The sequence below is a fragment of the Shewanella canadensis genome (assembly GCF_003966225.1).
Lineage (GTDB): Bacteria > Pseudomonadota > Gammaproteobacteria > Enterobacterales > Shewanellaceae > Shewanella > Shewanella canadensis.
The window spans coordinates 63,064-85,405 of the sequence record NZ_RXNU01000008.1; the positions used below are offsets into that span (position 1 = coordinate 63,064).

A 22,342-nucleotide genomic window follows, 5' to 3' on the forward strand; every position below is an offset into this window, starting at 1 on the left:
TTTCTCCAACTGATCATAAGGTTATTCTCTATTTCGTATCCCGACTGAATTAGAGGCGAAAACATTCTTAAATTTATTCTTCTTTATTGAATGCGTTAATTTGTTAGTTGACATTCAAATATTGTTATTGCGACGATGAAGGTATCACTACGGCAAAAACGCAAGTTGATCCAGATCATGTTTGAACACGCAAGTTTGCACTGGCTCACACAAAACTACTACTAAAGAACTAGTTGAAATATCAAGGTAACATGCTGAATTTAATTGATTTACAATAGATTACTTACTTTTTGTGTGGAAATGTGAGTACGCTAAACTATTAAGTAGTAGTAACATAAAACAAACAAATAACCATTGGTGTAACACTGGGTTAATGATGAAGTTGGTGAAATGAAAATAAAACAAAACCTTGGCGAATCACTCTATATCGACGAGCCAACGAGCAGCTCATCACTCGTTGCCTCCGCCGGCCAATTTATGGCTATTATTATTACCTTAGGCCTGGTTAGCATGATCTCTTCTATCTTAGTGACTGAGAGTCTCAGCGGTGATGCCGAACGGATAAATCGAGCCGGCTCGATGAGGATGCAGGCAATACGGGTTTCACGCGCTAATTTGATAGTTCAAGATGATAGCCGGCCCATCCTTTCTCAAGAGATCCAGGTATTTGAAAATAAATTGTCGCATCTGTTCTTTGGAGGGATAGCCAGTACCATAGATGACCCGGAAGTGATCGCTCAGCATCAAAAAATATTGTCATCGTGGGATGACATCAAGCAATCTCCCCAAACCACGTCAGTCGAGGATTTCGATCGCTTTACCGTCAAAATAGACAAGTTGGTCAACTTGTTACAGATGGAATCGGAGAAAAAATTAAGCTTATTACGCTTAATTCAGGGGATCACCCTCTTTTCAATTCTTATCGTCAGCGCCTTGGTATTATTCAAACTCAACCGCTCGCTGATAATACCGCTTAAACAGCTGGTCAGAGTCGCCTCAGAAGCGGGTAAAGGTAACTTTAATATCAAGATAGACCATATCGCCGACAATGAATTGGGTCTGCTATCTCGCACCATCGCTCATATGTCAAAACAACTTGAAAATACCTATCAGGAATTTGAAGACCGGGTAGATAAAAAGACTCAGGAACTCACCCAGAGTAACCAATCACTCGAGGTCTTGTATCGCGCAGCAAGTAACTTATCTAACTATGAATATCATCAGATCGATCAGAAGATAATTCAGGAACTGGTACAAGTACTTGGTTACGGAAAGGTCTCGATCGTGCTCTGTGAAAAGAGTATTAACAATCTTACTTTTTATAAGGCCAAAACCAACACCATAGATCACCAATATATGGATGTTCACCAGTTTGTGTTAGAGAAACGGGGCCGTTTTTTTGGCGATATCGTCTGGCAGGTGCCTAAACATGAAACGCCTGAAGACTGGCAGAAACAACTGCTTCAAGCCATGGCCGACATAGTCGCAACCGCCATCGAGCTTGAGCAGAAGAAAAACACCGAAAACAGGTTACTCATTGCCGAGGAACGTGCCGTTATCGCCAGAGAACTGCATGACTCTCTGGCCCAGTCCCTCTCGTTTCTTAAGGTTCAGATGAGTCTGTTAACGCGAAAGATGCAAAAAGGGCTCCCCGAAGAGCAGGTCAATGAAACCATCAATGATATTAAGCAGGGTTTAAATCATGCCTACCTGCAGTTACGGGAATTACTCACCACCTTCAGGCTCAAACTCGATGATCCCTCTCTGGAAAATGCCCTGCAAGGCACAGTGGCGGAGTTTGCCGAAAAGTGCCAACATGCCATTGAATTAAAATTTGAAATACCGCAAAATTATCTGACGGCAAATCAAGAAATACACGTACTGCAGATCATTCGAGAGAGTTTATCGAATGTACACCGGCATGCAGAAGCAAGCTTAGCCGGAGTCAATCTGATTAAAGAAGATGACAAGATTAAACTGGCAATTTGGGATAATGGTAGGGGTCTGCCAAGTAATCTTGAACAGCAAGGTCATTTTGGTTTAGGTATCATGAAAGAACGCGCAAAGTCGCTGAATTCGGTCTTAGCCTTTGAACCCAACTCACCTAACGGCACTAAGGTGCTGCTGGAGTTTATTCATTAGTGTATACATTAGCCCAACAGATAACCGCTTTGTCAGAGACATTGAAGCTTAACTTGGATCTATCGCCTTCTAAGCAGCTTATAAGCTCCTTATTATTAGAATAAAGAAGATGAAACATGACTACAGCACAAATATTACTGGTTGATGACCACCCCACTCTACGCCAAGGTTTGGCCCAACTTATCTCCTTAGAAGATAACCTGGACGTTGTCGCACAGGCAGGCTCGGGGGATGAGGCGATAAGCCTTGCCATAAAGCATTCGCCGGATCTGATCTTACTCGATCTCAACATGAAGGGCTTAAGCGGCATAGACACCTTAATCGCCCTTAAACGCGCCGAAGTGCAGAGTAAAATTGTCATCTTCACCGTATCAGACAGCGAAAGCGATGTGCTGCAGGCCATCAAGTTCAATACCGATGGTTACCTGTTGAAAGACTCAGAGCCTGAAGAGTTAATCGAGAAAATCAATCTCGCCATACAGGGGGAATTTGTGATCAGCAACCCTCTGACCCAAATTCTGGCAAGATCCTTAAGACCCAACAGTAAGAAAGTCTCCCCACTTGAAAACCTCACTCAACGTGAGCTACAAAACCTCAAGCTTATCGCGGCGGGTAAGAGCAATAAAGATATCGCCAACAAGCTCGGCATCGCCGAGACCACGGTTAAGGTTCACGTGAAGAACCTGTTGAAGAAACTGGGACTCAAGAGCCGGGTGGAAGCCGCCGTATGGGCGGTGGAGCATAAGATAAGTCATTAAGTCTGGAGCCTTCGAATGTCTGCGGCCTTCGAATGAAGGCTGGTTGCATTCATATTTAGCCGGCATCCTGAACTTTTCTTGTCTCTTCTGTTGTCATCCTGAACTCTTCTCGTTGGTAAAAAGTAGGATCCAGCTTGGAAGTCGACCCTTCGTGGTTATCTATCACCTGCGGTGCGCCTAAAGTGCAGATACTTCTGTGAGTCGCCGTGAACACCTCCATGTGGGCTCAGCCAAAACATCCTTGTTTTGGAAGCTCACAACCGCATCTACACTGGGTTACTTTCTCTCTTCGATTAGGCTCTGTCGCTAATTTCGAATAAAGGCTAATTACATTCATATTTAGCTGTCATCCTGAACTGGTTTCAGGATCCAGCTTGTGCGTCCGAACCTTCATTGCTACTTATCGCTTCCAGTGAGTGCCGTGCAGAGATGCAAAAATGTCGTGATCACAAGGATGTGAATGAACGACGTATGTGCAGATACTTCAGCGAGTTGCCGCGAGTAAATCTGACTGCCATGGTATTAAGCGTTCCCTACGCTTCAAAGACATTTTCCATACCCCTATGGGTCAGATGGTGGGAATGCCGTAAAATGTAGGGAGCTTTTCGGCCTTGCTTTGGAGGCTCGCAGCCGCATCTGCACTTGGTAATTTACAAGAAAATCCCCTCTTCGATTCAACATTATTACCTAACTTGCTCTTACCCCCTTTCGAGTCAGTTCTACTGTTTGTCTCTTTGCAATACATTTTCCCATACTGTTTTGTTAAGTGAACCTATGTTACAGACTATCTAACGGACTCACTGTTCCAGCGTAATGCTGGCCAAGCACATGTGTGTAAATTTGAGTTGTATTTACATTGTTGTGTCCAAGTAGTTCCTGAACACTTCTAATGTCCCGACCCGCTTGTAGTAGATGTGTTGCGAAACTGTGCCTGAAGGTATGGCAAGTGACACGCTTGACAATATTAGTATTTCGTACTGCTGCACCAAGTGCTTTGCGAATGACACTCTGGTGCAGATGATGTCGACAATGAGTACCAGTGTATGGATTGTCACAGGTGGTCGTTGAGGGGAAAATGAACATCCATCCAGCTTGCCTAAACGCATTAGGATACTTACGTTCTAGCGCATTCGGCAAAGAAGGGTCGATAGCATTTTTATTGTCCTTAAGCTGAATAGCATGTGCTGCGTTTATATATGCGGGCAACTTAACAGCACACTTATGACTGAGGATTGTCTGTCTATCTTTGTGACCTTTCCCATTTCTAACTATGAGTGCGCAGCGCTCTATATCGATATCCTGAATACGTAATCTTAAGCACTCCGAAATTCTTAATCCACTGCCATATAGTAGTTCAAGGATTAACCTATTACGTCCAGACAGCTGATTTAGCAGCAGAGATATCTCTGATGTGGATAAGACGGTAGGTAATTGGCGCTGTTTACTGGCATAGCGAAACCCTAAATCACCCAGCTCTTGCTTTAGATGTTTTTGATACAAATACACTAATGCATTAAGCGCTACTTTTTGAGTATTGATTGCAACATTGCGATGATTAGCGATAAAGGTTAAAAACTGTGCCACCTCATTATTACCCATCGTATCGGGATGACGTTTATGATGAAAATTGATAAATGCTTTTATCCAATACAAATAGGCTTTTTCGGTTCTGATGCTATACCCACGCATACGCATCTCTTCTTGAACTCGATGAAGAAATGGACTGTTGGTCATCACAACACCCTCCCACAAAAGCTGTATATGCATACAGTATTATTGATTTTGGTCAGATTTCAAGTTAGTAATTGATTGGATTATGCGCATTTGTAGTTTTTGATTGATATAATGTTACTTAATATCAGCCTCTTAGAGGTATTTAAGTATTGATAATAGGTTTGGAAAACGCGCATGCGCGTTTAGCCTGATGGTATATCAGACGAAAACCTGTTAAGTTTATAAAATACAATGAATTAGCGATATGCAATTTTACTGGTCTAATGAGGTAAACGCGCATGCGCACTATACAAATGTTAGTTTTTAATAGGGTATGTTGATGAAAGAAAGACTTTTTAAATACGCTACAATTGGAGTTGTTTGCCTTCTCCTTGTGAGGCCTGATACTATAATGCTTGCGTTGTTTTTAGACGCTATAGGGTTAGAATTATTTGTACTTTTGTTGGGTGTGCAATTTCGACAAATACTGACTTTTATTCGATTCCATATTCAATCAGCATTATCTTACCTAGCACCTAAAATTAAATTTCAAAGGTCGTTTTTCTTCATGCCAAAATTTTCAGAGCTAATTAGGATGCCATCAATGTTGTGCCATGCGATTCCAGGCTTTGGCGGCTTATATAGTATAATTTGGCTAATCAGAACAAATACACGTGTTCAGCAGCAAAACTAACAAAACAATTAATTGGACACATCCTCGCTGGCTGCGCTCGTACCTCGCGAATTTTAGCCAACTCGTCTGTGCCATTTATTGTAAGCGTTATGTGTACAGGGAATTACTGTGAATAGTCTACAAAATTACTATCTATTGGGCTTTATTTTATCTTCTGCAATATTAAATGCATTTATCGAAGAGCAATCTATTGGTATAAAGCTCTTGTGCTTAACTTTATTATCGACAAGTTTTATTTTTGCTTCTCTATTTCATAACTTAAGAAATAGAGTGTCTAAAAGCAAGCTTAAAACATAGAGTAATGCACACATAACAAGCTGTTAAATAAGGACAAATAACAGTTTACTGTTTGCTCCTTCGTCGCTTATTTTAGCCAACAATCATTTGCCCATTAACGAGGGCGTTAAATGGCAAGGAGCCTGCATGTGGGAATCATTCACACCTGAAGAATGGGAGAACCTTCCTTTTATTTCAGGAAGGGTAGCAACTGAAGAAGATGTAGAAAATGGAAATGCAGTTTTTTATATCCCTTATGGAAGTGTAGCTTGCGATGCTGCACTTCCAACCTGTGTGATTCAAATTGACGAAGAAACATATGAAAGAACACCTGCTGTAGTAATCCAAGCTGAGCAAGCAGGTGAGTTAGTATATTTAGGCTTGCGTTATTTAGATGGTGGTAATGGTATGTGTGAACTAGATGAGGTTGAATTACTAGAATCACCTAATGAAGAATTTACCACTTAACAAGCTAATAAATACGGACTAAAAACAGTTTGCTGTTTTCGTTCCTCAACATTTTGGAAAACAATTTTTAGCCCATTATTAGGGCGTTAGGAGGCAAAGGGAAGTGGCTAAGAAAACTTGGGATATAGGAAATATCTTTAGTGTTGAGTTAAGTGATGGGACATTTTCAATTGGCCAAGTTGTTGGGCGTGAGGCGGAAGTCCTTAACTCAATTACATGTGCTTTTTTTAAGATTAGGTTTCAGCATTATCCTTCAATGGATGAAATTTTTGAGCTAAATGAAACGAAGTTAATAGCTTGCCAATTTACAACTAAGGATCTTCTTACTAAACGTATTTGGAAAGTGCTAGGAAATAGGAAGCCAGTTATATCCAGTATTTCATTTCCACATGAAGATTGCAGAGATAATGGGTGGATCGGTGCAGAAATACACGGTTCAGGAATTATGAACCAGTTTCTTAATGCGTACTATGCTCTTGAGTTTTGGGATGACTGGTTCGAACCAGATTATCTCGATACTATATTATGGAAAGATGCCAAAAAACCTGAGAATTTGAGGTATAAATTGCCTCTTAACAAGCTGCTAAATCCAGATTCACCATAGCTGTCATGCCATTTGCTGCGCAAATCGCCCGCCAGCACATGGTTCACTTATTAGCAGGGCGTTATGTGTTTCTATGAATTACGATGAATTTGTCAACGAAGTCCAAAAATACGATAGCGACGCTGATGTTGCTAAGTTGTTGGGCGTATTGAAAGATTGGAAGCTTAATGATGAAAATGTGGTTCAACTTAAATCGACCATAGAAAGGTTTTTTGGTCACTCTTGGATTGAGAGTGAAGAAACTCATAATCACCTTTATAAGCTGTGGTCATCTTTCAGCACAAGTGCAATCGGAAACATCGGTGGCATGACAATGAATGAACGGCTTTTTTGGTTTGGTTTATTTGAACAATTTGATAGTTGTAAATCTGAAACTAAAAAACAACTGATTTACAGTAAGTTGTCAGCCAACACATAACAAGAATTTAAAGCGGGACTGCTAACAGTTTGCTCGGTTTCGCTGCGCTACACAATTTTAGCAAACTATTATCAGCCCCTTAAATGGGCGTTAGGCGAATCATGAATCCGAGTAGAGTTGTCCGTGAAAATATTAGGAAGCTTACAGATCTTCCAAATATAGGTAAGGCAGGCGCCGCTGACCTTGAGCTACTTGGTATAGAGAAACCCGAGGATCTCGTGGGGCTGGACCCGTATGAAATGTACGAGAGGCTCTGCATTTTAACAGGTAGCAGACATGATCCGTGTGTCATTGATGTTTTTATTTCAGTTACATGCTTTATCAATGGTGATGAACCAAAGGCTTGGTGGGATTACACGGCGGAGCGTAAGATAGTGCTAGCTGCGAAGCAGGATATCGCATAACAAGTCACTCAAAAGGACAAAAAACAACAAAGACACCCGAAATTGTCGCTACACTTTCCTGCTGCAGGCAATTATTTATGATATCAAGGCAGCAGAATTCAATAATATCAATCAATATTCATATTCTGACAACGCAGTTAGCGGGAAACATAGCCCCTGCCCTTTGGGTAGAGGCTGTGAAAGATCAACAGGCCCTGGCATCAAACTAAATTACGCTTAATGCGAAGGTTCCAGTTTTGTGAATACACTCGCTTGTCACCCTCATAGGCATCGAGTTCTGCATCCAGATAAAAATAGAACTCATCGCAGTGCAGTATGGTACGGGTGACAGTCTCTACCGACCAGTCACCTCGCCTAAATCCCCACCGCCAGAGAGTCTCGCCCTTCGGGGACTGGAAGTCATCGCACTGATAGGAGTACCACTCTTTCGTCTCGCGCTTTACTATCAGATCGATATCTTCAAGCCGGTAAGTACCATTGTCGTTAATGACCTCCAAGGTAGACAGATCCTTATCCAACTCGCGGATCACCCGCCAGTTATGATGGCCCTCCTTGAGCTGCTCCTTGGCACCGCTGGCTGAAGCCTCTACTTCAGGGAAAGTGATAGTCTCTACACGTGGAGTTCGGGTAGGCAATATCAAGCGGCTACAACCTGTGTAGATCCTGAGCTGCGTCGACTCAGCAGAAGGCCAGGCCAATGGGAAATAAGACGAGGAAACAGCAATCCGGATCCGGTGGCCCTTGGGAAAGATCTGGGCTACATCGTTAAGCTGCAGCTTTACACGATAGCGCTTGCCCGGTTCCAGCGGCGTCGGCTTGGCATGGCTGTCCCTATGGGTCAGGTTCAGCAGGCCGTAAGTTACCCGTGTGCTCTTGTTATCAGGGTGCACATCAGATAGCCGAACAGCGACCATCGCCACTGGTTTGCTGGCCGATAAAACCAGCTCGATCACCGGGGCCCCCATGATCTCAAGTGCAGTGTCGAGAGGATCGGTTGTGAAAATTAATGCGCCACCTTCTTCTTCACGCTGATCATGGGGCAGATCCGGAGTCGTACTATATGAACACCATTTGCCGGCAAACAGGCCGTTGCTCAATGGTGACTGCAAACACAGCTCCTCCTCTTCGACCTCTGCGTCCTCGCCTACCAGACGATATTTATCAAGCTTGAAGGCAAGCGTCCCGATATTGGGTGACGGCCAGGAGGGCTCACTTACCCAGTGACCATAGCGCTGATGGTAAAAAGTCGACGGAGGCATACTGTCGAGCATCCATGTCCGCAGCATAGGCTCGTCCATAATGCCGGTCTCAATCCCCTTCAGCCATTTATCCCACCAACGCAGGCATTCCTGCAAAAAGCCGATAGCCGGACCGGGCACGCCAATATGGGGATACTTATGACTCCAGGGGCCAATCAGCCCCTGCCTCGGACCAGTCAGATTGCTGATCAGGCGAAAAACCGCGTTACTGTAACCATCGGCCCAGCCGCTCACCGCCATGACCGGGGTCTGCACCTTGGAGAAATCTTCGCAGATGGAGCCATGTTGCCAGTACTCATCACGATGCTGGTGACTAAGCCAGGTATCCAGCCACAAGCCACTGCCTTTAAGGCGCTCAAACCACATATCGCGCCACTTATCACCGACAATTTGCGGATCCGGCGGCAGGGAGTTATATGCAAACATAGTCGAGGCCCAGGAAAGGTTATCTCCCAGCAGGCAGCCTCCCATATAGTGCACATCATCGGCGTAGCGGTCATCGGTAGAGCAAACGCTGATGATAGCCTTAAGCTGTGGCGGTTGCATCGCCGCAATCTGCAGGCCGTTGAATCCCCCCCAGGAGATACCGTACATACCGACGCTTCCGTCGCACCATAGCTGTTTTTCCAGCCACTCAATAACAGCGACACCGTCATCGAGTTCCTGCTGCAGATATTCATCGGTCAGCACGCCCTCCGAGTCGCCGCTTCCACGGATATCGACACGGATACAGGCATAGCCGTGCCTGGCAAAATAAGGATGCATGGTTTCATCGCGTAATCTCGACCCATCACGCTTACGATAAGGAATATATTCAAAAATCGCTGGTACAGGCTTAGTTTCTGCGCCCTCGGGCATCCAGATACGGGCAGACAATCGAATGCCGTCGGCCATCGGGATCCAGCAGTGTTCGATCTGTCGGATTTTGTGTGTGAAGTGTTCGACAACCGTCATATTTCCCCCATGTTATTATCATGCATGTGATTTAGGAAAGCGGTACGAGTTCCAATGGCAACGCCTCTTGCACATCACGGTATTTCTGCAACAGCTCCAGCTCACTATCGCCGCCGATAAAAACTACAGCGATCTCGTAGCTGTAACTGTCTTGATAATTAAGATCAGACAGATGCATACCCTCTCGAATATGCAGCTGGATCTCGGTACCGGCGATGCGGCGGGTAACGGCCTGCACCTCTTGTTCTGTCGGCACCCTGTTAACCATAGCATCTGAATGTGCCCGCCACATGAACTTGGCCGCGTACCGATATGGACCTTGACGATGCGGGAACACAGGCTGTTTCCCCAAGGCCAGAGCCAGCATTACCTGGTGGTGGGACATGCCATCGACGTTGCGGAATAATGGACAATGCGACTTTGAAATGCGGGTATTGATCTCCAGCAACCAAATCTGGTCACTCTCCTCCTCCCAGTAATACTCAATATTGAACGGGCCGTTATCAAAGCCGATATAGGTAAGAAAGCGCTCGGTGACGGCGATCATTTTGTCTTGGATAGGCTGTGGGATCGATGATGGATACTGATAGCGAGAGAAGCTGGAACTGTGCTTACCTTCGCGGATCGAGTCGACGGCCCCATAGACACATAGCTGTCCATCAAAGACATAGCCTTCGAGCGTGCATTGCTGGCCACGCGAGATGATCCCCTCGGCGATGCAGTGATACCCGTCAATATCGGCGATATCATCTGGAAGATCAGCAAATTGCAGCAGGTAGTTGAACGGCGCTGCAAAGCAGTGGATTTTCTTGCGTATCTCCTCAATCGCCGTTTCGAGTTCGTTATCATTACGCACCATAAACCCAAGGAATGATGAAACCGCTTTCACTGGCTTGAGCCAGAAGGGGTAATCGAGGGTGATCTGTTGGTGATAATCATCCTTAAAAGGATCAACTACGCAAAAATCTGGGATATATTCCGGGATCACCCGGCGCTGCTCCAGCCTGCTCCAATATTTATGTTCGCATTTGAGCACCGCTTCAAAACTGGGGGAAGACAGGCCTAAGGATTGACACAATATTGGAAGCATGGTGCTAACCGGAAAGTCCCAGTAGCCGACAATGGCATTTACGGAGCCGGAGTACCTTTCCAGTCGTTCAAGAGCACCTTCATACAAGGCTTTGACCGGAAATTCCTTTCCTGTCTTTACCTCACCATATTGATAAAGCTCATGAAAACAATACTCCCGGGCAGCCTCGAGCGACCGCATCTGGGAAAGATTGAACTCATCCGCACCAAAGACAAAAATATTTTTCACTGCTCGGCCCTCTGTTTTCGTTATCTACCCCTTCATTGACATAAATACCGAGCACCATGCGCTCCCGGTATCGTTTCCCTGAACAATATATATGAGCATAGTTGGTGCCCATTCTTATGTCTATTACTGAAAAAATGGTTCTGTCGCATCTTGGAATAATTGAAAAAAAAGCCTAATTTCAGGCACAGTTAAGCCTATAAGATTTTGCTTATTAGAAGCTGTAAACCCTTGCAGTTTCATTAGACCATTACGACAAATAACTAAGACACACAAAATTGTCAGAGACAGATCCCTTGACTTAGCTTGAGTGAGAGTTGTTGAGGAGGATTTGTTATGCCTACATCACTACAGCCCTTTGTTGGGAGCTAGCGTAAAGATATGCCGAAAGGCCTGATGTTTAATGAATAACTATGGGTGTCAAAGTTATTCTAAAACCACCATTTGAGTAGTCGAACCCTACAACAAGACACTAAAACGGGACAGCTAACAGCAGATCTTAGGCCCCTTTCAAACCCGCCCCAGTAGGCAATTTATAAATTGTGTTGGGTGCAGGTACTGTAGTTCTCTTGGGTACACAGATTAATAGGGGTGTGAATAAACTCATCGTAATCTTGATTTTTTACAATATTATGCAGTGTTAAAATGGCTTGCCTCCCCATCTCATAAGGGTTTTGGCCAATATTTGCATGAGCAAGGTGGTCTCGTAACATGACTAACTGCTGATCTGATGCATCAGACATAACCACTATCATCTCTTTACGCTCAAGCTTCTCTTTAAAAGGGGCGATCATTTTTCGATAAAGGGCTTCATCATTTTGAGGCCATCCACCAACGGCAATAAAGGAGTCCGCTTTTAATCGTCTTCCCTGTACCACTGACTCCATCTGCTTTACCGCCCTTGAAAGCTGATCAAAATTAATAAAAGGATCTCTTACTTCGGTCCAGCCTCTATCATTTAGGAGCATTTTCCCGGGAGGAGTATTATATTGTTTGCCAGACAGAGCAGAACGGATCCCCATAATTCTAAGATTCAAATTTGGAGAGTCTGGACGTCCGGTTTGAATAATTAATGTTCCTCCATTGGGGCGCTGTATTTTTAGTTGTTCCCCTAAGGCTCTACCAAACTGAAAATTATCTGTCCCTATATAAGTTGAGCGTATCTTTTTATACTTTCCCAGGGTTTGAACGTCAAAATCTGAGTCATAAGTGACAATAGGTATTCCAGCATTTCGTGCTTTTTGAATACTATTTTCTGCGAGGAATTTGGACTGTGTAACGGCTACAGCGATGCCATCAATCCCCTCATCGATAAGTTGTGAAATAATCTGATCCTGTACTCTAACACTCGCTTTTTCAGGCCCCCGATATATACATTCGACGCCTTTTATTTGAGTGGCTGCATCCTTACAACCATGTTTGCTCTGTTCAAAAAAAACACTGTAATACTTTGGAACAACTGCGAACTTAAGATCTTTCCCACTGGCTGAACATAGTGGCAACATGGTAAATACTAAGAGTATTATCGATAATCTCACCAAATTTTCTCCTATAAATAATGAGATAGTTAGTTAACCTTCAACTTTCAATCGCTGAGAGAAGACTATTCTGCATAACACGCTAGTCTCCACAACATGCTAGCCTAAGCACCATAGACTAGCCCAAAACAGCTACGGGCACACCAAAATAGTTACAAATACACCAAGGCGGTCACAGGCGCATCAAAATAGCTACAACCCCCAAACAGCTACAGAGATGCTGAAGTCATTCAGTATCTCTAACAATACAAAAATGTCTCCCAAATAGTCAGTTGTCATCTCCCGCCTTTACTCTATGCCCTGATAAATTTTCAATCATTTACATTGATTGACTGTATATTACTTTGTTTTCAAAGAGAATGAACATTATTAACAAGGTGTGTCAGAACCAACATATATAAAAATACATAACTGTTATACCTTTTGCGCCGTAGCTTACTAATAAGGTTTCATTTCGTGTTTAAGTTTATAGTCGTGGGTATCTCTTTTCTTATTACTGGTTGTACACTTTGGGATAGTAATCAGGAGTCCAGCGAGTTGTACTACCGGATTAATGAAGCTTATGATTTTGAAGTGACTCATTGTGATAGTTTTGCAATGGTCAGAGGCAAAGGAACAGGCGAATTTGCATTAAGAGAAGCGAAAAACCAAGCGATGAAATATGGCGAAGAGATAGGTGGTACTCATATCGTATGGTTACACGTTGATGAAGGTGAGGAGACAAAAGTCGTCGCAGTTATTTACAAGTGCAAGCAATAATACCTTATGTTTTATCTTTTACTCAGGGGTTGGGTACCCTTGTCAGAGATCCATTATCTCCCTCTTAAAGCGACACATTCTATGGATAATCAGCTTTGAATGTGCCGTTGACTTGTTCAGTTAGTTTTGTCGATATGTAAAGCGTTGATAACTAGCTATAGACTCAATATGTTGTTGATTGATAATGGGTGGCTATGGCTTTTGTAGCTATGGCTTTTGATAACCACCTCTCGTTTTTTATCTCTTTCTGCCTTGTATCGGAAAAGTCGCTAAAAGCTGTATCCCTTGCAAATTACAATACTCAAGCGATTCGTTTATCTCATCTGAGCTAATACCCAGATCATCCAAAATATCCGGATTGATTAACGCCTCCTTAGCATATACCCCTGGTTCGGCATTAATCACGGCTAAACGCGAAGCAATGTAAAGCAACTTGCTATTGTCAGGCAAGGGTTCATCCTCTGCACGATTAAACTCTGTAATGGGCTGTATGATGGTGTCCGGTAAGTTCCACAGCTTTAACAACTCGGTAGTACAATCTGCAAAGGTGAAACCAAACACCTCACTCTGGCGAAGCCAAGGTGTCTCATCGCGATCATAGCCCTCACAATATCTGACTTTATCCGGCTCGCTGTGGACAATGGCCAACATTCCCAAGTTATGAAATAACCCGGACAAAAAGATGTTGTCAGTATGGGGAGTATGCTTATTTTTTGCAAAATACTGGCAAATCAAGGCACAATCTACACTTATCTCCCAGAATTTATCCATATCTACAACTTTAGGATTGATGTTAGAAAATGCCGCGGTAACCCCATAAGCATTCACCAGTTTTTTTACCTCCTTGATGCCAAGCAGGACTAATGCTTTAGAAAGGCTGTCTATCTCTCTTGGCATACTGAACATAGCACTATTGGCGATTTTTAAAATAGATGCGGCAATAGCAGGCTCATAGGCAATGGCCTCGGCCAACTGCTCCATACTGCAACCATCACTCGATAACATTCGATTCAATGTAATATAAACATCAGATAGCACACATAATTCTTGCGCTTGCTTGGCGTAATCAAGAGGTGACTTTGACATTTGATTCACCTTATACGGATAGGGTAATACTAATAATAGTTAACGAGTTGATTTGTTCAATGCCATTGAAGAATAGTATGCAAATAGAACACGTTTTCCCCAACTTATTGACAGATTTTCAGTCGCCGTTAAGCGTATGGCTCGGCAGAACATATAGAAAAACATGTTAACCACTTTCTTCACGCCAGTTTACAATGTTAAATTAGTGCCCAAAGTGAAAATATCAAAACTCATAAAACACTTTCTCACTGTACTGACTCCCAAAATACCTGAATTCAGCAATACTGGATTTATTTTTTAGTGTTGTTGGTGAGCTTTGAGGGGAGCTCATCCCCGTTAATTACTGGCTGGTTCAATAACTCGGCCTTCATCCCATTTTTTTAGGAAGAAACTACATGCTTTTAGGAATTTGCCTTGGCACCAACGACCTCCCCCGTGCGGGCGCATTTTACGATCGCCTGCTGAGCACGGTGGGCATGGTGCGCACTATGGAAGTGGACGACGAGATCGGTTACGGGCTTCCCGGGGGCTCGAGCTGCTTTTGGATATTGAAACCCTTTGATCAACAGCCGGCGACCCTTGGCAATGGTACTCAGGTGACCTTCAAGGCTAAGAGCAACGACGCCGTAGAGGAGTTCCACCGGACAGCCCTGGAGCTTGGCGGAGCGGACGAAGGTTCCCCAGGCTACCGGTATCGTCCACGTTACTTCGGTGCTTACTGCCGCGACTTGGATGGCAACAAGCTGCACATTATGTACGAACCGGATTAAAAGCAGGTTTCCCTCTATGGCCTAAGCCACACTACCTACTATATTTTCATAGCTATCAAAGAAACAGTGAACCAAATTTCCGGCTCAGGTAGAAATAACAATGGATGTCATAGTTATTTAGATTCGCTAGTGGTTAACCTTTAACAACAGCATGTTATTGAGCGGAGGCCTTCCTACAGAGCTTATGTATAATGGAAAGTCACCTCATTTGTTCATACCCATGCTGGGCGTATACAAGGTATTCAAACGGACAAAATACGCATCACTAGATCTATATCCTTATCAGAATATGTAAAAAGCGTAGATGGTATACCTCTTGGAGGCTCTGGCTCATTGAGGAATATGATTGACCGTTCACTAGGTGCTGACTCATTTATTTTGACGATACTGGAACCCAATATGGGGTTATTATTTATCTCGTAAAGTGGAAATTGAAATTCTTTTTTACACCATGGTTTATATTGATGGTTGTATGCCATACAAATAGGATAGGCCGCGCATAGCAGCGCCCCTATCCTTATCTGTTATTGTGCAGTGCTTGCTTTGTCCGGGGTTTGTTGTTTAAGTCTCGAACTAGACTGACTCTTTTGTATTCGAGTTCATTGAGGCCTTCTTGATAGGTTTGAAATGAAGGAATACCAGAGCAGAGTATAAATTTTCCCATCGGGTTATAAATGTATTGGCTGATAGTATCCACTGTTAGGTCGTTAGGGCACTCTTTCATATCGGCAGTGCCAACTAATATATCGGCATAGCGATTTGCGGTATCTTGTTGCTGCATCAGTGGGAGCAGCAGAAACTTGGCGACCTGTGTTGCCATATCGGTTGTATCATCTACCACTTGGGTTGCGTGTGCTATTTTGGTGAAGTAGTGCCACTCACCCAGTTTGGCATTGTTTAGCGATAATACTTGAGGTGGCATGGGATTTTTCCAGCTTTGTGGTATTGCAGCGAGTTGCTGCTGTTGCGGTAACTGAGTAATAATTAGCTCACCCAGTTTCATATTTATTTCCATAGCGCCCTTGCTTACCATTTTACTGATCAGTAAATGGGTATCTGCAGATATCCTCTGCCAAAACAGCATATCTTGGTCGATGGCCAGTGAAATTAAGTTGGGTGCTTTGGTGCCAGCCTTTTCATAAACATCGAGGAGATAGAGTTTCTGTGCGCTAAACAGGTGTTGCCAGGATAGGCCTGGTATAAATACATTATAATGGGTGCTTTCTTGCCAGTTCCCCATATCGAGCATCTGCTGATACCGCTCGATTATCCACCGATTTTCGGCTAACAGGATTTTAAGGTTTTTCTCCTGTTCAAGGTTATTCTTTTGTTCAATGTTAAATTTACAAGCCAGCAAGAAATCATCTTGACCAAGGCAGTATTCCAGCGGTAGATTTGGCAGCTCAAAGCGTGCTGTTTGCTTGGCATTAACTGTATCCCAAATACCTAAGCTTTGCAGTAGGTGCAGACGCTTTACGCCTTCAGCCATTGGCGCAGCGTCCTTGGGCACATTAAACCCCAATGCTAAAATATAGGCATTGTTATCAAGATTTTGAGCCAGTGTGCGTTCGTTATCGGCTATTTGGGCAAAGTTACGCTTCGATTGCTCCGAAGGGGCTTCATCTTGCATATTGATCAGCAGCACAATGAAGTAGAGGCTGATTGGGATAGCCAGTAAGGCCATTAAAATCCATTTAACTGCGCGTAAAAAGTGTCGCATCAATGAGTCCTTTCGTTATTTTTTAATAACGGCAGTTCAATCTACCAAAATTATTTATGATGTAACAAAGTCAGAAGCAAAAAAACTAAAAAGGCCAGTCATGTTACTTGACTGGCTTTAACGCTTTAAATCAAACTCCGACTATCTAGAAAAACACCGAGACTATGCGTTGATTTCCGCTCACATATCTTATTATGTGTTTGTCTTGCTCTAAGCTATTTATTTTCTAAGCTAATTCTGTCTAAGCTAGTCTTGTTCCAGAAAGTTATTGGCTATCGCCTCTCTCACCAGCTTCTGATGTCGCTCGGCCCTTAGCGCCAGATACATCACCACCATACAGGTCGCCAACACACCATAGAGCAGCATAAAGCAGGCGCTGTAGACGCCGATCAGATCTACGGCAAAACCGAACATGATAGGAAGCGTACATCCCCCTAATGCACCGATGGCGGCGACAATGCCCCCCACGCTGCCCATATGATGTGGATAGTAATCATAGATAGTCTTATACACGCTGGCTCGGCCAAATCCTTGGGCGATACCTATGATAAAAATCAACAAGGTAAACAGCCAAACATTCACTTCGAAAGAGACTTCAACATCTTTGGATACACCGTGGATGATCATGGTCGTCGGCGGATAACTCAAAAAGAACAGACACACCATACAGATCCAAAAGGCGGTCCAATTCACCGCCCTCGCCCCATAGGTATCGGCAAACCAACCGCCCACGGCTCTGACCATGCTCGAGCTGGTCACAAAGAGTAAGGTCAACGCCATAGCTTGAGTCAGTGAAAGCTCATAAGCGGAGACATAATAATGGGGCAGCCAGAGAATTAACGCTAAGAAACTGCCAAATACGAAGTAATAATAGAGTCCGAAACGCCACACCTGCAGATCTTTGAGTGGCGCCATATGAAACGCCATATCATGACTGTCACGCTGTTTCTGATAATATTCATTCACTTCAGGCGCCATCAAACGAAACAGGACCGCCATAAAGATCATACCTACCCCGTAGGCATAGCCTATCTGTTGCCAACCGAAGATATCGACAATAAAAGGCACCAAAACCAAGGTGATTGCGGCGCCCGCATTACCCGCACCAAACACCCCCAGCGCAAAACCCTGACGTTTAGTTTCAAACCAGTCGGTGACATAGCGGATCCCGATGGTAAATGAGACCCCTGTTAGTCCGAGCACGAAGCCAATCCAGATATAACCTGAATAGGTCTCTATTTGGGGCAGGTAAAACAGAGGTGGAACGGCGAGCAACATCTGCCAGAAGAAAAGGTTACGACAGGAGTACTTCTCGGCAAGAAACCCCACGGGTACCCGAAAGATAGCGCCCGTAAAAATCGGCGCAGCCAACAAAAAACCGAACTCGGTGGCGCTTAGGTCTAAACGTTCTTTGAGCTCTATACCGATAATAGAGTACAAGGTCCAGACAGAGAAACATGCAGCAAAGGCCAAGGTGGCAAGAGTTAAAGCCTGATAAGAGCGACGCAGTTGAATATCCATAATGTTCCCGAAATGAGTGTTCCAGTAAAAACCTATACGTCTGTTCCATATATTAATTGAATCTGATTAAAAACCAACCCAATCCATTATCATTAACCTAATTTGATGTTCCACATCAAATTTTACATATTATAAACATAATAAAACAGCTATTTTCTATTTGATACACTCACTGCGCGAACAAGATAAGGCGCCCTTTCTCCCAGCATCAGTTCTAGATAGCCGAAACCTGCTCGGTTAACCTTAATTGCCGTTAGTTTCAGTGGACTTACCATGCCAAACACATAGAATAGTTGGCTTATCAGATGGTGAATCAACTCACCCGAATGCCTATCGTTTCTTTGTCTGGGAATATTCATGCTCTATCTTGTACAGTCTAATCGAATGGAAGCACTCTCGGCCCAACTCGCGACCGAGCTACAGACGCCAATTCCCGGCATGCCCCTGTTAATGCCTGAGCAGGTGTTAGTCCAAAGCCCCGGCATGTCCACCTGGCTCCGACTCGAGATAGCAAGACAGAACAAGATAGCGGCGGCGCTTGAATTCCCCCTGCCCTCAAGCTTTATCTGGCAGCTATGCCACACCCTGTTGCCCGATGTACCCAAGGAAAATGCCTTTACCAAGCCTTCCATGACCTGGAAGCTGATGGAGTTGCTGCCAGAGCTACTGCAGATCGATGAGTTTGCACCGCTTAACAACTATCTCAATGCCGCTCACAACCCAGATGAAGCGACAGAGGCTTTACAAGAAGATCCATTAAAACTGTTTCAACTGTGCGGCCAAATAGCCGATATCTTCGACCAGTACTTGGTCTATCGTCCCGACTGGATAGCAGCATGGGAAGCCAATGAGCCGACCTTGCCACCTAAAAATGACAAGTTATCTCCGACCCAAGCCTGGCAACCCATCTTGTGGCGAGCCCTTATCGAGTTTAATAACCTGCGTCTCAACAAGAGCCGCTACCACAGAGCTAACCTGCATCAATCTCTGTTTGATGCACTGGACGATCCCAATACTTGTCTCGATGGCCTCCCTCGACGATTATTTGTATTCGGTATCTCTTCCATGGCGCCTCAAACCTTAGATGTGCTCTATCATCTGGCTAAGCGTATCGATGTGATCATGCTGAATTTAAGTCCCTGTCAGCACTACTGGGGCGATATTGTCGACCCTCGTTTGCGCGCTCGTATGGCGCTTGAGTACGCCAACAGGAATCAACTCGAAGCCTTATGGGAAGATAAGCTCGAGGTGGGTAACCCCCTGCTCGCCAATAACGGTAAGATGGGGCGTGAACTTTTGGACTTGATATTAGAGCTACCGGAGGAGCACACCAACTTTAATTTCGAATGTTACCAAGACCCGCTGGTCAATGGTTCTCAGACACTACTTCGTGGCGTTCAGCACGATATTCTCGAACTGACTACCCGCAACAGAAGCTTAGGCCCCGATGCCTCTCTGTATCTGACGCTCGATGATCGCCGCGTACTCACTAAAGACGACGACTCGCTGACACTTCGCAGCTGTCACAGCCCGCTGCGTGAAATCGAGACGCTGCACGATCACCTGCTCGAGATGTTATCCCGTGAGCCTGCAGATCCAAACGATCCCCTGCTTGCCAAAGATATCGTCATCATGTTGCCGGATGTGGCGGCTTACGCGCCTTATATCGATGCGGTGTTCTCGGCCAAACAGGGCGCTCATTACATCCCCTACGCCATCGCCGATCGCGGCGCGGCGCAGGAATCGCCCCTGATCAACAGCTTCTTGCATATTCTGGCCATCAATCAGAGTCGTTTCGCCCTGACCGATATATTGGGGATCTTAGAGGTGCCAGCCGTACTCAGACGATTCGAGCTCGATGATGAAGCCCTGTCCATGATACGCCACTGGCTCGAACAAGCCGGCGTTCGTTGGGGCCGGGATGAAGCCAGCCGTGCGGCCCAATCGATGCCCGCATTCGACAAAAACTCCTGGGCCTTTGGCATCAAGCGTCTCATCTTAGGCTACGCCTTCAGTGACGATGCAGCGCTTTATCATGACACCCTGCTGGTCGAAGGTATTGAAGGGCAATCGGCCCAAGCCCTGGGTAAACTACTCAACTTCATCGAAACCTTAGATGAGTATCAGCAGCAACTGGCTCAACACTGCTCGATAGAGGAGCGCATGGGTCAGTTAGCGCAGCTTCTCGAAGACTTTTATGAGGTCGATGATGAGGAGCAGCAACAGCTGCAAGCGATACGCGAGGCCATCAGCAAGCTTAAAACTGAGCTTAATGAGGCCGGACAAGTCACGCCACTCAATACCCAGGTGCTGCAAAACTGGTTTAACAGCACCTTGAGTGAATCCCGTGTCGGCCAACGCTACCTGGCCGGTAGCGTCAATTTCTGTACCTTGATGCCAATGCGCTCCATCCCCTTTAAGTTGGTGTGCTTAGTCGGCATGAATGACGGGATCTACCCAAGAGTACAACACCCGGTCGGTTTCGATCTGGTGGCACAGTTCGGCCCCCGAAAAGGCGACCGTTCACGTCGGCTAGATGACAGATACCTGTTTTTAGAGGCGATACTCTCGGCCAGAGAGCAACTCTACATCAGTTATATCGGCCACAGTGAGCGCGATAACTCTGAGCGGATCCCCTCCATGCTGGTCTCAGAGTTGGTTGAATATTGCCAGCTCTGTTACCTGCCGGAAGAGATAGATCACACTCAATCTAAGCACAGCCAAAACCATGAGCCCGATATTCCAGCCATTGAGGCCGCTATCCATAAGCAGTTATTGATAGAGCAGCCACTGCAGCCTTTCGATGAGCGGCTTTATCTGCCTGACAATGGTGATGCCCCCCAACTTAAACAAAGTTACTCCGCCCAGTGGTGCCCGACAATATCGACCGATACTAGCGATGAAACTCCGCGCTTTATCGAACCCGGCCAGAAAATTGAGCAAGAGAGTCTGACTACCACTTCTATGGAGGAGAACGAACTTGAGGTTTCAGCGCTTATCCGTTTCTTCAGAAACCCGGCGCAATACTTTTTCAATCGAAGCCTTAAGGTCGACTTAGGCCTGAATATTCAGGCCGATGATAACGATGAGCCTTTCAGTCTGAACGCCCTCGAGCGGTATAAACTGCAGGCAAACTTACTCGATAACGCCATCTCTCAAGGCTTAGAGCTCCCCGGCGAAGATCTGCTGCAACGTTTAAAAGCCAGTGGCGAGCTGCCCCTGAAACCTTTCGATGATCTCCTGCTTAACCAGTATCTGCATGACATTAAGCCCTTAATTGGCCGGGCTATCTATCTTCAGGGCGAAAACCAGCGCTCTCAGGAAATCGAGCTTGCCTTCACGCCATCGGATGACCTAAATGAGCCCATTACATTAGTGGGGCGAATCGATGATCTCTGCGCTAAGGGATTAGTTAACTATCGACCCGGCACCGCCAATGGCCGCGATTTGATCAGAGTCTACATAAGGCATCTATGTATAAGTGCTATGGCTATCGGCACTATGAAGGGGAGTGAGCAGGCTATTGATAGCCAAGCGAACGGCAAGCAACACATCAGTTACCTACTGGATATCGGCCACTTCCATGCCTTCCACGCTGTCACTGCCGAGCAGGCAAAAGCGCAACTGAGTCTATGGCTGAGTTATTTCCAATCGGGACAAGTCCATCCCTTGATGTTTATGCCCAGAACCGCCCTCGCCTATGTCGAAGCCGAGGGGGATCACAGCGATAAACTCAAGGAAGCTCAAAGCCAATGGAAAGATGAACAGAGCCAGCTCGGTGAAGGCTTCGAGCCTCATTACCAGCGTCTGTTTAGTTTCCCTGAAGATTTTAAAGAAGATGAATTCGGACAGGTTGCCATGTCACTGCTAAGCCCAATGCTCAGTCTCTATCACAAAGATAAGCTCAGCGAGCTTGCAAGTTTCGTCGAAGGAGGCTGTTAAT

18 protein-coding genes are annotated in these 22,342 nt (G+C 45.0%); 10 read left to right on the top strand and 8 right to left on the bottom strand.

Going from position 1 to position 22,342, the window contains the following annotated elements; genetic code table 11:
• Positions 1-390 precede the first annotated feature (390 nt).
• Positions 391-2,142 (top strand): histidine kinase, encoded by a 1,752-nt coding sequence (locus tag EKG38_RS15530; RefSeq protein ID WP_126521147.1) that lies wholly within the window; start codon positions 391-393, stop codon positions 2,140-2,142.
• A gap of 116 nt (positions 2,143-2,258) precedes the next feature.
• The gene (gene narL / locus EKG38_RS15535; RefSeq protein ID WP_126521148.1) at positions 2,259-2,900 is read left to right on the top strand and encodes a two-component system response regulator NarL; all 642 of its coding nucleotides are present in this window, start codon (positions 2,259-2,261) and stop codon (positions 2,898-2,900) included.
• Positions 2,901-3,677: 777 nt separating this feature from the next.
• On the opposite strand, the gene EKG38_RS15540 is transcribed toward narL, so the two are convergent.
• Positions 3,678-4,637 carry an integron integrase gene (locus EKG38_RS15540; RefSeq protein WP_126521149.1) on the bottom strand — a complete coding sequence of 320 codons (960 nt, stop codon included), beginning with the start codon at positions 4,635-4,637 and terminating at the stop codon, positions 3,678-3,680.
• Between the two features lie 316 nt (positions 4,638-4,953).
• Here EKG38_RS15540 and EKG38_RS24970 point away from each other — a divergent pair, with 316 nt between their 5' ends.
• The 5 genes from EKG38_RS24970 to EKG38_RS15565 all read left to right on the top strand — a co-directional run bounded on the left by EKG38_RS24970 (position 4,954) and on the right by EKG38_RS15565 (position 7,477).
• Complete coding sequence (locus EKG38_RS24970) at positions 4,954-5,307, top strand: hypothetical protein (protein ID WP_126521150.1); 354 nt, start codon at positions 4,954-4,956, stop codon at positions 5,305-5,307.
• 423 nt (positions 5,308-5,730) lie between these two features.
• Positions 5,731-6,051 carry a hypothetical protein gene (locus EKG38_RS15550; RefSeq protein WP_126521151.1) on the top strand — a complete coding sequence of 107 codons (321 nt, stop codon included), beginning with the start codon at positions 5,731-5,733 and terminating at the stop codon, positions 6,049-6,051.
• A 103-nt stretch (positions 6,052-6,154) separates the two neighbouring features.
• On the top strand, positions 6,155-6,655 hold the full coding sequence (locus EKG38_RS15555) for an Imm26 family immunity protein (RefSeq protein WP_126521152.1): 501 nt from the start codon (positions 6,155-6,157) through the stop codon (positions 6,653-6,655).
• A 73-nt stretch (positions 6,656-6,728) separates the two neighbouring features.
• Entirely contained in the window at positions 6,729-7,073 is a 345-nt protein-coding gene (locus EKG38_RS15560; protein WP_126521153.1) for a hypothetical protein, read from the top strand.
• 101 nt (positions 7,074-7,174) lie between these two features.
• The gene (locus EKG38_RS15565; protein WP_126521154.1) at positions 7,175-7,477 is read left to right on the top strand and encodes a helix-hairpin-helix domain-containing protein; all 303 of its coding nucleotides are present in this window, start codon (positions 7,175-7,177) and stop codon (positions 7,475-7,477) included.
• 200 nt (positions 7,478-7,677) lie between these two features.
• Here the strand turns inward: EKG38_RS15565 and EKG38_RS15570 are convergent, their stop codons facing one another.
• The 3 genes from EKG38_RS15570 to EKG38_RS15580 form a co-directional block, all read right to left on the bottom strand.
• Positions 7,678-9,690: a CocE/NonD family hydrolase gene (locus EKG38_RS15570; RefSeq protein ID WP_126521155.1), complete on the bottom strand. Its 2,013-nt coding sequence runs from the start codon at positions 9,688-9,690 to the stop codon at positions 7,678-7,680.
• A gap of 31 nt (positions 9,691-9,721) precedes the next feature.
• A complete protein-coding gene (locus EKG38_RS15575; RefSeq protein WP_246033184.1) occupies positions 9,722-10,780 on the bottom strand; it encodes an ATP-grasp domain-containing protein in 1,059 nt (352 codons plus the stop codon).
• Positions 10,781-11,538: 758 nt separating this feature from the next.
• Positions 11,539-12,546 carry a substrate-binding domain-containing protein gene (locus EKG38_RS15580; protein WP_221767765.1) on the bottom strand — a complete coding sequence of 336 codons (1,008 nt, stop codon included), beginning with the start codon at positions 12,544-12,546 and terminating at the stop codon, positions 11,539-11,541.
• A 453-nt stretch (positions 12,547-12,999) separates the two neighbouring features.
• Between EKG38_RS15580 and EKG38_RS15585 the strand changes: the two genes are divergently transcribed.
• The gene (locus EKG38_RS15585; protein WP_126521158.1) at positions 13,000-13,302 is read left to right on the top strand and encodes a hypothetical protein; all 303 of its coding nucleotides are present in this window, start codon (positions 13,000-13,002) and stop codon (positions 13,300-13,302) included.
• Between the two features lie 237 nt (positions 13,303-13,539).
• On the opposite strand, the gene EKG38_RS15590 is transcribed toward EKG38_RS15585, so the two are convergent.
• The gene (locus EKG38_RS15590; RefSeq protein WP_126521159.1) at positions 13,540-14,388 is read right to left on the bottom strand and encodes an HDOD domain-containing protein; all 849 of its coding nucleotides are present in this window, start codon (positions 14,386-14,388) and stop codon (positions 13,540-13,542) included.
• A gap of 395 nt (positions 14,389-14,783) precedes the next feature.
• Here EKG38_RS15590 and EKG38_RS15595 point away from each other — a divergent pair, with 395 nt between their 5' ends.
• Entirely contained in the window at positions 14,784-15,158 is a 375-nt protein-coding gene (locus EKG38_RS15595; RefSeq protein ID WP_126521160.1) for a VOC family protein, read from the top strand.
• A 517-nt stretch (positions 15,159-15,675) separates the two neighbouring features.
• On the opposite strand, the gene EKG38_RS15605 is transcribed toward EKG38_RS15595, so the two are convergent.
• From EKG38_RS15605 to EKG38_RS24975, 3 genes are all read right to left on the bottom strand, one after another.
• Complete coding sequence (locus EKG38_RS15605) at positions 15,676-16,878, bottom strand: hypothetical protein (RefSeq protein WP_126521161.1); 1,203 nt, start codon at positions 16,876-16,878, stop codon at positions 15,676-15,678.
• Between the two features lie 246 nt (positions 16,879-17,124).
• Positions 17,125-18,399: an MFS transporter gene (locus EKG38_RS15610; RefSeq protein ID WP_126521162.1), complete on the bottom strand. Its 1,275-nt coding sequence runs from the start codon at positions 18,397-18,399 to the stop codon at positions 17,125-17,127.
• Between the two features lie 149 nt (positions 18,400-18,548).
• A complete protein-coding gene (locus tag EKG38_RS24975; RefSeq protein WP_185826874.1) occupies positions 18,549-18,758 on the bottom strand; it encodes a hypothetical protein in 210 nt (69 codons plus the stop codon).
• On the opposite strand from EKG38_RS24975, the gene recC reads away from it, so the two are divergent.
• Positions 18,757-22,341, top strand: a complete 3,585-nt coding sequence (recC, locus tag EKG38_RS15615) for an exodeoxyribonuclease V subunit gamma (protein ID WP_126521163.1) — start codon at positions 18,757-18,759, stop codon at positions 22,339-22,341. The genes EKG38_RS24975 and recC overlap by 2 nt on opposite strands.
• Position 22,342: the final 1 nt, after the last annotated feature.